This window comes from Cohnella sp. WQ 127256, assembly GCF_024519285.1.
Lineage (GTDB): Bacteria > Bacillota > Bacilli > Paenibacillales > Paenibacillaceae > Cohnella.
The window spans coordinates 85191-98377 of record NZ_JAMZCY010000008.1 but is presented as its reverse complement, the minus strand read 5'-3'; the positions used below and the strand labels follow the sequence as shown (position 1 = coordinate 98377).

At 44.3% G+C, this 13187-nt stretch carries 7 protein-coding genes; 5 read left to right on the top strand and 2 right to left on the bottom strand.

The window, feature by feature from the left end; all coding sequences use genetic code 11:
• Positions 1 to 86: 86 nt before the first annotated feature.
• Complete coding sequence (locus tag M1K58_RS22075) at positions 87 to 2438, bottom strand: alpha-L-rhamnosidase-related protein (RefSeq protein ID WP_256761053.1); 2352 nt, start codon at positions 2436 to 2438, stop codon at positions 87 to 89.
• Between the two features lie 249 nt (positions 2439 to 2687).
• Here M1K58_RS22075 and M1K58_RS22070 point away from each other — a divergent pair, with 249 nt between their 5' ends.
• On the top strand, positions 2688 to 4178 hold the full coding sequence (locus tag M1K58_RS22070; RefSeq protein WP_256761052.1) for a diguanylate cyclase domain-containing protein: 1491 nt from the start codon (positions 2688 to 2690) through the stop codon (positions 4176 to 4178).
• Positions 4179 to 4383: 205 nt separating this feature from the next.
• On the opposite strand, the gene M1K58_RS22065 is transcribed toward M1K58_RS22070, so the two are convergent.
• Positions 4384 to 8289, bottom strand: coding sequence for an S-layer homology domain-containing protein (locus M1K58_RS22065; RefSeq protein WP_256761051.1), 3906 nt, complete (start codon positions 8287 to 8289; stop codon positions 4384 to 4386).
• A 195-nt stretch (positions 8290 to 8484) separates the two neighbouring features.
• Between M1K58_RS22065 and M1K58_RS22060 the strand changes: the two genes are divergently transcribed.
• The 4 genes from M1K58_RS22060 to M1K58_RS22045 all read left to right on the top strand — a co-directional run bounded on the left by M1K58_RS22060 (position 8485) and on the right by M1K58_RS22045 (position 13122).
• Complete coding sequence (locus M1K58_RS22060; RefSeq protein ID WP_256761050.1) at positions 8485 to 9123, top strand: cupin domain-containing protein; 639 nt, start codon at positions 8485 to 8487, stop codon at positions 9121 to 9123.
• Positions 9124 to 9322: 199 nt separating this feature from the next.
• A complete protein-coding gene (locus M1K58_RS22055) occupies positions 9323 to 10795 on the top strand; it encodes a sensor histidine kinase (RefSeq protein WP_256761262.1) in 1473 nt (490 codons plus the stop codon).
• A 7-nt stretch (positions 10796 to 10802) separates the two neighbouring features.
• The gene (locus M1K58_RS22050; RefSeq protein ID WP_256761049.1) at positions 10803 to 11492 is read left to right on the top strand and encodes a response regulator transcription factor; all 690 of its coding nucleotides are present in this window, start codon (positions 10803 to 10805) and stop codon (positions 11490 to 11492) included.
• Positions 11493 to 11619: 127 nt separating this feature from the next.
• The gene (locus M1K58_RS22045) at positions 11620 to 13122 is read left to right on the top strand and encodes an S-layer homology domain-containing protein (RefSeq protein ID WP_256761048.1); all 1503 of its coding nucleotides are present in this window, start codon (positions 11620 to 11622) and stop codon (positions 13120 to 13122) included.
• Positions 13123 to 13187 lie beyond the last annotated feature (65 nt).

The window sequence follows — 13187 nt, the reverse complement described above, 5'->3', positions numbered from 1 at the left end:
AGAATGATAACAAAACTATCACCATTCAACTTGTATACTTTATAGATCAAAGTATACATTATGAATATACTCAAAGCAAGTATAATTTAATGAGAAATATCAAAGCATCCCATTACCTTGATATACTCTCCGTCTTGCTCCACTCGTAAATCCTTCAGATTCGCTCCCGTCCATTGCAAAGCACTTGGAATACTAGCCTCGAAGCTGAAACCACCTTCTGCTCTAACAGACCACTCAGCTTCAATGTCACCCAAAGAGCTCGGAACAGATCCTTTTGCCCAAGACAATCCCCCAACCGCTGCTGGACGGAAATCAACGAAGCCTTCTCCCAGCTTCGAAACATCCACCCCCAATACCTCACGCGTCAGTAAATACGTGGGCGATGCCCCCCAACCGTGAGAGAAACTGACTGGAATTGCTGCTTGCATGTAGGTTGGTGTATGACCGAGGTAAGGGCTTGGAACGGTACAAGCCGGCAATGTAGGATCGAAGGTTTCCCACCACGTTGTAGCTCCACGATCCAGCATACCTCCCCAAAAACGACGTATCTCACCGATGGCTTCTTCCCTAAATGGATAGGAGAATAGCGTCTCTAGAACGATGTGATAGAAGAAAGCACCCTTGATTGGTGGTAGCTTACCTGCTAAGAAATCATTTCGTATGAACTGATCAACTTCAGCCCGTTCCATAATTCCTGACCAAATGGCTACGAAGTTCGTTTGAGCGGTAATGCTCTTAGATAACCCCTCCTCAGTCAAACAATCAGCAAACAAATAACTGCCTGGAGCACGCATCCGACTGCGAATAGTTACACGAAGTGCCTCCGCTTTCGTCTCCAGATCCGTTACCAGCTCCTGCTCCTTCATGCGTCTTGCAAGATCAGACACAGATCTAAGGAATTTATAATAATAACAAGACACCGCTGTAACCTTATCCTTACGTTCGATATCATCGGACCAATCGATGAAACACCACCAACCGTCTCGATCTGCCCTAGCAAACAAGCCTTCTTCATCTTCTTGATTCTCGAACCAGGCAACCAACCTGAGAATTGTCGGCCATAATTCAATCAGGAAATTCTCGTCTCCGCTGTAGTCTATATATTCTTTAACTCCAAACAACCAATGTGCACAGAAGTCCGGGAGTGTAAAAGGATTGCCTTCAGGCCCAGTACCCGGAATCGAACCATCCTCGTTCTGAATGCGGGCAGATTGAAGCAGACACTTCCGTACAAGCTCCAAATCTCCAAACGTCTGATAAACAACCCGCGCCATAACCACAGCATCCGCAACCCATAGAGCAGCTTCGCGGTGAGGACAGTCTTCGAAATGATCCTGGCTATTCACTTCCGTCGTATACTTACCAACCTCCCAGATCTGGTTTAACCTATCATCACTGCAGCTGAAGCTCCCATTGTACTGAAACGGGTATTGAACGAATTTCAGCTGTAAGCTAGATACGGTTAACGGCACAGGCGTTGCCTGAACGGCAAGCTTCATGAACCGAAATGCACGTCTGCCGAATGAACAGAGACGATTCACACCTTTCTTGAGCACGAACGTATCCGTGAGCTCCATTTCAAGCCCTTCGCCGTAATACAAGTGAGCAATTCCGCCCTCTGGGGCTTCGATGATGAGCTCAGGATAACCTACAACCTCCCTAGTGAAATCATAAGTAAGCTGCGGATAAGAGCCGGCAGTGGATGCGTCGATCACTAACCTTTCACCGGAATGAGTAACACCTTCCAACACGGAATGCCCGTTGTGAATCAACCCAAGGTACGCTTGTTCTCCCAATAAGCTAACAGGACGAAGTATGGATGACTTCAATACCGGAATTTCCCTCGCTATCAACTGTGGCCAAGGGGAATTCACATCCTCTACTCGTGCAACGATTGCTGCCGATTCCCAGCTTGAATCATCGTAATCCGTATCCTCCCAGCTATCTTCCTGGTCCGCTAAGTAGATCTCACGATAGCCTCCCCATTGGTGCATTCGGATCGAATCTCTTCTCCACCGCGGAGAAGTTCTACACTTCCAATCCTCATCGGTTGCCAAGATCACTTCGGGAATTATCTGATCCGGAGAGGAGTAGACATCCAACTGACACAACAAACCTCCAGGACCCTGTCTTTGCCCCGTTACAATAGAGTCCGTCCCGAAATTGTAGGCCGTAACAGTAACCACATTCACGCCTAGACGTAATTGTGAAATGACATCATAGCTATCGAAATATTGCGATCTATTGTCGCAAGGCGAGGGGCCCCTTCCGACTTCAACACCGTTAATATAAACTTTGTATTCCTGATTAGCGGTTATTCGCAAAAGCGTTTGTTCCGGAAGCACTTGGAGCATAAACGTCTTGCGGGCTTCAACATAATGATTGTTCCCCCGATCCCGCTCCTGTGCCCATATCCACTTCGCTGTCCATTTATCCATCACTTAGTACCTCCGGCGTATTCTCAGATAAGTATTATCTTGTATTTAGTATACTTAATATTACTTCAATATACTTTTGTTGTCTATAAGATACGGAAGGTTATCATGAGGTGCCTTCTCCTAAAGTCGAAAAAAAGGTTTTTTTGTCTCCTTGTTGAACTACTTCGATAGGATCCCTTTTACCTAATTTCCACCTGCTCTTACAACATTCAAATAATCGACTATCCAGAGTACTGTGAGGTGAAACCGGTGAAATCTCATTTCCGACTAAAGCTGATCGCAACAATGACCTTATTCGCTATGGCTATTTCGATTACACTTGCAACGGTTGATCACTTGAGGTTAAGAGACCAAGCTATCCATAATCAACAGGATAAAATTGAACACAATGAAATCATGGTCAAGTATGCCTTAGAAGCGACGGAAAAGGCCTACACCTTATTCGGTAATAACATTGCAATACAGATGAAGGAAAGCTCCGATTACTTACTCGATAAGTACGATGAGAATCCTTCCTTTGACGAATGGGATTTTGATGCCTTGAAGAAGTTACTCTCGTATGATATTTACATTATCGATAGTAGTAATCGAATAACTCATAGCACCTTTGCCAAAGATGTTGGCCTGGATTTTGAAATATGCTGCAAGAAATTAGCGGATGTTCTGGACGAAAGGCGCTCATCAGGCGATTTTGCTCACGACGGATTAGACATCGAGCAGCAATCCGGAATCCTTAAGAAATACAGCTACATAGCGACACGAGACAAGAAGTTTGTCATTCAGTTAGGCTACGCCCTACAGGATGGTGATATTTTTCAGCAGTTTAACTTTTTCGATAGTATCGACGAGCTTAAGCAACAAAGCCCTTCTATTAACGAGATCAACATCCTCAACATCGGCGGCCTTTCACTAAGGGACTCCATTAATAATCCGGCACTAACTACCGAAAGAAGAAAGGCATTCGAACAAACACTTGCCACGAAACAAACGACTGAGTTTAGGAGTCATTGGGGAACTGAGCCTGCGATCTATCGATATGTACATTACGAATCTAAGTATGATCTTGGATCAACCAAAACCAAGGTTCTAGAGATTATCTATAACGAGAATAATTTACAGGCCATTCTTAGGGGAAACCAACAAACCTTTATTTCTCAGCTCATTGCTGTCCTACTCATTACGATCATTCTCTCGTTAATCATCTCAAGATGGGTCGCCCGACCGATGCACCTTGCTTTTCACGATAGTCTTACCGGGTTAAAAAACAGAGCCGCATTTGACGAATTATTAGAAGCTGCTCTAGCGAACAACAAAGGAACTATTGCATTGCTCATGATCGATCTGGATAATTTCAAAGCCGTCAATGACGACCTCGGACATGACCAAGGGGATGTTCTATTAAGAAGTGTGGCTCACAGCATACGTTCGGTTGCCGTCAAGGGGGATGTCCCGATTCGTTTGGGTGGGGATGAGTTTGTTATGATGATGTCTAGCACGAGCAAAACAGAAGCCGAGCAAACAGCAAATCGGATTATTGAAGCAGCTAAGCAATCTATCGCTCAAGAATTTAAGGTATATGAAGAAAAGATTACCTTGAGTATCGGAATCGCCCTCGCTCCAGATGACGGAATCGATCCAGAAACTTTGTGCAAGCGTGCCGACATAGCCTTGTACTCCTCTAAGGAAAAAGGTAAGGATCAATATCAGTTTTATGACCAGGTGGCAGGGAGATCACTCTAGGAATCCTGCAACCTGCAACCCAGTGATTATCTTTTAATACAAATAGAGCTATCCCTCAGTTTTACGAAACTGTGAGATTAGCTCTATTTGTTTTATCCGGTGTTTCTCTGACACAACTGCCCTCGATGCTTTAAGTGACAGTGTAAGATCACATTCTGATCCTACAGCCAAGGGAAATGCATTTATTAAAGTACTATTGCAACTCTTACTTCAATTCTAGCAGCTTATTCAGAATTGTTACCGCCACAGCCCTTGTAGCCGCAGTATTAGGCGTAAATTGATTGTCGCTCTGACCTTGCATAATCCCCGATCGCTTCACTGCTGCAACGGCGCTCTTCGCCCATGTTGGGATACTCTTGTCATCCGCAAAGCCTGCCACGGCATTAGCATCCACTTTCAGTTTAAGTATATTGGCAATCATTACAGCGATTTCCGCTCGTGTGATGGATGCAGTAGGCCGGAAGGTTCCATCCTTATAACCGTTAATAATACCTTGTTCCACTGCTTGTGTGATTGCGACCTTAGCCCATTCTCCGATCTCAGCAGCATCGTTGAATTTTAAATCCCCGCTAGTTTCTTTCGCTTTCAGCGCCTTCATTAACATCACAACGAACTCTGCTCGGGTAACATCTCCGTTCGGCTTGAACGTCCCATCCGAATATCCCTTAACGAGGCCATTCTGAACCGCTAGCTTAATACTCGCTTCTGCCCAATGGCTAGCAATATCGCTGAAAACAATGCTTGTATCTGTGGATGTATCCGGTTTTGCGTTGATATCCACCGCTAATACCACAAACTTCGTTAAATGATCGACTTCAATTGTAATTTGATTTCCATTCACAATTCCGCCAGTAATTTCTACCCATATCTTCTTTCCTTCATCGAAATAGAAAACTGCTGGCCTTTGGTCGCTGTTCACCTTCTTCGGATCGAAGGTAAAGGTCATCGAAACCGGCTTGCTGAATTTTTCCAAGAAGTTCTTTAGGATTTCATAGATTGGACTTGCTAAGTTTTCTTTGCCAGTTTGAACATTAGCTTCATTCAGCAGCCGTTCAATCGTCAAGCTCAATTCCTTAGATGAAGCTCCGGCTGGTATAGTGATGGTCATATCGGTTCCCAAGCTTACTTTGCCCGACTGTCCTACTGGCACAGTGATTTTACCATTCGTGGAAGTGACAGGACCAATCGATCCGCCACCTCCACCGCTATAACTACCACCTGATGATTTGACCGAAAGCGTAAACGACGTACTCACTGCATGACCATGCCCATCATTCGCTGTAACGGTAATGGTAGATGAACCAGCAACTAGCGGACGCATAGTCAATATATCACCGGTTACACTTACAGTAGCTACGTTTGGTGCACTAGAGCTTGCTATATAAGTTAGAATATCTCCTACGTCCGAGTCCGCGAACACATTAGCCAGCGACACGCTTACATCTGCTCCGCCTGCAGTTGCCGATTTATCCGTGATTTGATTCACCACTTGAGGTGCATTGTTTATAGCCGTAACGACACCAACCTGCACAGACTCACCCGCATCTTCTCCACCGGTGATGACCAGCTTGAATTGATATTGTCCGTTAGCAGTTAAGCCGGTAATCGTTGCATCCGTACTTCCCGGTTGGATGGGCGACGCAGTTGTCGCAATTGACCATGTTGCTCCTTGATCATCAGATTGATGAAGTTCAAGAGTATTGGCATTACTTGCCTGCGGCCATTCCAGCGATACCGTCGTGTCTGTATTCGACACAAGCTCTAACGTATGTTTGAAGTCAATCGAAAAGCCAGTCTTATACATATTTTCAATCTCATATTTGAAATTTTCATAGATGCCATATTCCATCAGCTCAATCGATAGGTTATCAATATCATCTCGGTTAGTATGATGATCAGCTTGGCCTGTGAACCCAATTCTAAGCTCATTACTTCCGACCAGTATCGCATGAGCTTCCAAGCCTTCTGGAACTGGAGCGATTATGATCTTGTCTGTTTGGACGAAGTCTTCTCCCAGTTCACCGTTAAAATGATCACCTGTAACATTGTAATGAATCGTAATTTCCCCGTCCACTTCACCCACATCCGTATCACGTTCAACAAATGGGATGGAAGTGTAACTCATTAGAGGAAGATCACTCGCAATATATACCTTCCACTTAATAAGTGTACCGTCACTCTCGACAGCGTAAGAGCCTACTCCATCGCTAAAATTTCCATCTATAATATTGAAAGTTGCACCTGGGGAGACAGTAATCTCCGGCTCTATCGAGGTTAAATTAGTTCCAACTGGGACTCTCACATAAGCACTCATTGAATTTCTGTCCATCCATACTGTGCTTGCACCCTGAACTGAAACAGAAGTGATTTCACGCTTATCACCATAAGGTAAACCGACCGATTCCCATGCCTCCAGCACGACATCAATAATAAGTGGATCTGCATTTTCATTCGTCACATAGTCTTCAGCCGCAGATACGAAAGCATCACTTGAATCTTCCAATGTAGAGGTCGGCATCAAGCGATTCACAAGAACATCATAACTAAGCTTTCCAAGAATATCCTTGCCGTCCATGCCGAGTTCATCAAGCTCTGTTGCAATCAAATAGGCTGCATGATTCTGAATTCCGCTATTCCAATGAACGCCTCCAACATCAATATTCGTAGGGAAATATCTATAATCGTTCATCACAGCAGGATGAGGATATTTAGGAAAATCAGTATGACCGTATGCTCCGGGATTGCTCATGTCACGGTATATATTCCCTGAATCTTCATTAATCAACCAATTATCTGTTCCTTTATATTCCATCTCTATCAAATTTCCAAATATATCAGAGAATGACTCATTTAAAGCTCCAGATTGGTGCCGGTACTCCAGTCCAGAAGTATACTGCGTTATTCCATGCGTGAGCTCATGACCAATCAGGTCCAAAGCACAGGTGTAACAATATCCATTTCCATAAAACATGTAGGATCCATCCCAGAAAGTATTCTCGTAATTTTCTCCTTGTATTTCCTCATAATTCACTATAGACACTAGGTTCATCCCATTATCATCAATACTATTGCGGTTATGCTTATTCTTGAAGTATTCATAGACGAAACCTGTGTAAAATTGAACATTAACTGCATTGAAGTCAAATTGATCAATAGATGAAGTTGGAACTGTGACAGGTCTAATAACAGGGTCCAAATAATCATACGTTCGGATGACCCCCTTATTCGTTGTACTGTTGTACATGTCTCTCGTTCGGTCTTCCATGAAATAGACGCTGTTAGCGACACTCACATCATCGAAGTCGTCGTCAAGAACGACTTCCAAAATCCGATTCACATCGATTTCTACGTTTCCACTGTCTCTGCCTTTCCCTTTCCCTACTATGGTTGCAGGTGATTGAGCATAGTCAATGCTATTGTATTTGTCGATGACTGTACCCTTTAGCGCATCTACATATGCCACCCATCTGCCAGGAGCAGGCACTAGATAATTGAACACTATCTCGTAGGCCAAATAGCTTCTACCTTGGTAAGGATAAATGATCAAAGAAGCCTGATTCTCTGGAGCAAAGGATGCTCCATTGATCGTTTGATCCTCTGGGATGCTTTGTCCAAGCTTTGTTTCTAGCTCAGCTTTAAGCACCTTAATCGCATCTCTCCCGGACAGCTTAGGTGATGTTGTTGTCGGCATTAGAGGAAGATCCGAGGAGGTCATCTCATTGCGAATTTCTGAAACCCGCTTCTTCGGATTCAAGTGAACTCTCATGTATTTACCATAGACAGGTACACCATCATGTTGGAGTTGATAGAGATAGTGTGTACCTCCATAGGAATCTACTGTTTTGTTTGATAATTGTAATTGCTCTTTCGGATCGTTAAGCCCTAGCGCAGACTTATTCGTAGTCATATAATTCATAAGAGCTTGATCTGAGGATAAGGGAGCGGAAAGAATCCCCTTCTGGTTCTGCAGCGGAAGTCCATCGGTTTCTGAGCTCTCGTTGATCGGTGCCTCATTCGCAGAAGCAAATCCACTATTAACGATAGAGAACACCAATACCATTGCGAGTATGCTACTAACCCCTTTGATCATCTTTCTTTTGAACGGATACATAAATTAGTTTCCTCCAGTTTTCCTCACGTTCTCTTAATCCACTTTTATCAGATACTAGTTAAATATAGCTTAGCTTCCACTTTTCTCTCAACCAACTAAAGTTGGTTTTTAAATAAAACCTTCACTTCCTTACGGTAAGAAACATAAGATATTCCCTGAGTCAAAAGCCTATATGAATCGAAGGTAGGGAATACAATGGCGGTTTCTTATATGGATTTCACTTCACCATCCGTGCAGTTTACTTATGATTTGCGCAATAACACCTTTTTCAAAAAGGACGATCGGAACTACATCAATGCTCTTTCCGTTAATCAGCTCAATACTTTAGGAAACACGTCGATATTAGACATCTATCTGAGCACCGGTAACGTAGTTGAGCCCCATATTCATCAGAACGCTACAGAATTGGTGATCTGCATTTCCGGCGCGGCTGTTGTTTCAATTATTAACCCCTTTACCAAAAAGCTGCTCAACTTCCCCATCCAACCAGGCCAAGTGGCGAATGTGCCTCAAGGATGGATGCATTATGAAGTTGCTACCGTCGACAACACCCACCTAATCGCCATATTCGATGCTCCAGTTCCAGAATTCATTGGCGTTTCCGACATGCTGCGGTTAACGCCAGCTAGTATACTCGCTCACACATATTGCCTCAATGAGGCTCAAGTGAAGAGTACATTAGCTCCTATAACAGACACAGTCGTAATCGGCCCCCCTAGTAATTGCAAGCCAACATCACAAAATCTACAAAATAAGCAACAACGACATCAATCCGAATACCCGCAACAGCAGCAACAACAGCCCGTTATCGGGAATGGTTGGGGTTATAGATAGTCATTAGGTTATCTCTGGTTCCCCCATAATCTAAGGCTTTACCTTTAGGAATCTCTAGAGGTAGAAGCCTTTTTCCACTTTGATTAACAGTCTGCAAGTGAGAAGTCATTGACTATGTCACTCAAACTACACTACAATTCAAGACTAATGAGCACACTATAAATAAATCAGCTAGTAGTATTGGGAAGGTGAGAGAAACATTTCTATACGATTTAGGCTGTTACTATCCTTTACATCGGTCGTAGTTGTCTCCGTTATCCTTTTTATATCCACAGCATATCTGCTCTCTGTCGCAGTAACTGGCGATTTCCGAAGTATTAACAGCTTCTACAATATTCATTATTCACTTCATCCGCTCTCCGAAGAAGAGGAAACGATCTTTATCGATATGAAATATTTAGCCAAACACGATCCGGAGAAGCTGAAGGATCAACTCGTGCTGGAGCAATTCGATATGCAGCTGAAAATGGTACAAGCTGGGCTGGTGGTTCGGGAAAATAACAAGCTCATTTATACAGCACCCATATTTGAAAATGTAAATATCGCACATATATTACCGCAGTACGATTTGAGTAATAACTCTATTCGCAATACGATGAATGCCGGCAGTCATTTTTTCTCTTACGCCAAATTTGATTTCTACTTCTCGCCGGATGCGGGTGACAAGGGAAGTATATTCGTCATTCGGGAGAGAAGTCCGTTTGCAGAGGTTGTCCGAACACTGCTGCCTATATTGATTATTGTATTTGTAGCCATTCTATTATTAACCGGTTTCTTGCTCTACCGGTATGTGACCCGCAAAATTGTTCAACCGCTGGATGGTTTGCGGCAGTCGGCAGAGCATATCAAGGATGGAGATTTAACGTTCGAGCTGCGTTCTACTTCTAAGGATGAAGTAGGTCAGCTTGTCATGACGTTCGAGCAAATGCGGAAACAACTATACGATTCGATTCAGCTCCAGCTCCATTATGAAGAGAACCGGAAGCAACTGCTCTCGAATATTTCGCATGATCTAAGGACGCCGATCACGACGATCAAAGGCTATGCGGAAGGCATTATGGATGGGGTAACTAATACGCAAGAAAAGCTTGATAAATATGTCGGAGCTATTCATACACGAGCTTCGGATATGGAGCGGCTAGTGGATGAACTACTCTTCTATTCGAAGCTCGACTTGAAGAAAGAGCCATTCTCATTTGAGCAAGTGGAACTGAGTGGGTTTCTGCATCGGATAGTTGACGAGTTGGCCATCGAATTCGATAATCATGCCGTGGAAGTAAGCTGGGAGCAAGCCTTTCTGGAGGAGTGGTTCGTGCTTGCAGATCGTGAGAAGCTGAAGCGTGTCATTATGAATTTATTCGACAATTGTCTGAAATACATGAATCAAGATCCTAAAATAATAACAATCGGAATCGAGAAGCAAGGTGAGCTTGCGGTCGTCAAGATTGCAGATAATGGCCCTGGCATTCAACAGGAATCTCTGCCTCATATCTTTGAACGCTTCTACCGTGAGGAACCTTCACGAAGTCGAGCCGCAGGCGGAAGTGGGCTTGGACTTGCCATAGCTCAGCAGATTATCGAAGGCCAGGGTGGAACGATCTGGGCCACAAGTGAACTGGGACAAGGCACGAGCATCTGTTTTACTTTGAAAATATTTGTAGATCGTCGGTGATAAACGAATGAAGACCATTTTAATTATTGAGGATGACCCTTATATCGCAGAGCTGCAGCGAGACTACTTCCTGCTCCATAACTACAAGGTGGAGCTCTGCCACGACGGATCAGAAGGACTCCGTAAAGCACAAAGCGGCGAATATGATCTCATTATTCTCGATCTCCAGCTCCCGGGCGTCGATGGGTTCGAGATCTGCAGGCAAATTCGTGAGCAACTGGATGTGCCTGTCTTAATTGTCTCAGCGAAAAAAGAGGAAATCGATAAAATTCGAGGCTTCGGTCTCGGTGCCGACGATTTCATTACGAAGCCATTCAGTCCGAATGAGCTGGTCGCCAGAGCCAAAGCACATCTTGCACGGTATGAACGGTTTACGGACAACAAACCGAAGGTCGTGAATACGATCGAAATTCGAGAGCTATCGATCAATAAGTCATCCCATCGGGTATTTCTGAATGGAAAAGAAGTGGCGATTACCGCCAAAGAATTCGAGGTTCTCGTATTCATGGCCACGAATCCCAATCAGGTGTTCAGCAAGGAGGAGCTCTTCGAGAAAATATGGGGCCTTGAATCCAGCGGCGAGATTGCGACGGTGACCGTCCATATTTCCCGCATTCGCGAGAAGATTGAGGCTGATCCTTCGAATCCACAGTTCATTGAGACCGTATGGGGTGCAGGGTATCGATTCACGGTCTAACCGTCTTCGAAGAAATTTATCACTCTGTTTATAAAAAGTTTATACTTCCTTTGAAGCTTGTTTAGAGTGGTCGTTTATGATGAATTCATCATAGAAACACCACTTTGAAGTGAGAGGAAGATAAGTAATGAAAAAGGTAAATCGGAATGCAGCCATTGTAGCTCTATCAGCACTAATAAGCGGAGGCGCATTGCTTCCATTCCAAGCACAGGCTTCATCGTTAACATCGGTAGCCAACGTTCAAAAGGCGGCAGTCGCGAATTTCAATCAACAGGCTGAGCAAGCTGTTCAACAACTAGTGAACCAAGGCGTGATTCAAGGGTACGGCAACGGCAAGCTGATGATAGAAAAAAATGTAACGAATGCGGAGCTCATCAAAATGATCGTAATCGCGCTCAAGCTTGATCCAAGCGATTCAACTCAACATGATGAAAGCAAGAATGACAAATGGTACTCCTCTTATATTGACACAGCAGTTGCTAACGGCGTCATCGATAGTGCGGATAAGTTCCAACCGAACAAGCCCGCAGAAGGCGTTGATGTGGCGCCAATGATCGCAAAAGCCCTGCAACGTGATGTTAAATCCGTTCAATATTGGATGGAAGGCTTGAAGCTAGGGAATAGTAAAATGACTCGCGGACAAACAGCTCAACTTATCACGCTGTCCCAGAAAGCTGTTCGTTCAGCATCCGCTGAGATCCTATCTATTAAAGCATTGAATCAAATTACCTTCGAAGTGGCGTTCACTGCGCCTCTTACTCTAGATGATGAGACAACAGTAGTAGCAAATGCTAACTTTGCATTCGACCATGATCTGAAGCTCGTCAATCAGCCGCGTCTGAAGACCGGAGCAATCGCGACTTATATCGTCCCTGTTCAAACGATGACAGCGGGCACCACCTATACAACTAACTATAAAGGCTTGAAGACTCATTCCGTAGCGGCAAGCACTGAGAAAATCCAACTCCAAGACGTTCGCCAAGTTACTTCTGATACCTTCGAAGTGGATTCGTTCCGCACAGACGGCGTTGTGGATTATGGTTACCTGATCTCCGCTTATGCAGGAGGCCGTGGTGCTAATGCAATGATTCTCGATGAGAATAATATGTTTAATGGGCAGAAGATGCAAGTCATCTCATCCTTAGCAACAAGACAAGCTACACTAACTCCTGAAGGTGGAGCACCGATCACAGTCAATTATGTCGGCTACACCCAATCGACGGATGGCAAGCAGGAGCCGAAATTCCGTCTCCCTGCGGGAACCACACTTACGCCGGGCGTAAAATATACCGTATCTGCAGATTGGTTCGAGCTTGAGAACAATACTTTCGTAGCTCAATCGATTAATCCACTGACAATTGCATCTGTATCGAAAGTGGATGCGGAAACAGTTAACGTTACGCTATCCGCAGATCCTGGGGATGAGCTGTTCGCTTACCGTTCCGTTCAACTGAAAGGCTCTGACGGTACGACGTTGACCGCGCAATATAAGGTACAAACCCGCCAAGGTGCGGTTGGCGTATTCGAACTGCAGAATAACGCGAAGCTCGCCGCTGGTGTTGACTATGAAGTGACACCGGTAGGAAACTGGGCTGTTGCCAACGCAATCACGCTTAGCGCGAGTCTATAAATAATAAAGAAGTTAGGTCAACCGTTAAAGGATGATCTAACTTCTTTTAAGTAGAACAAAATCAC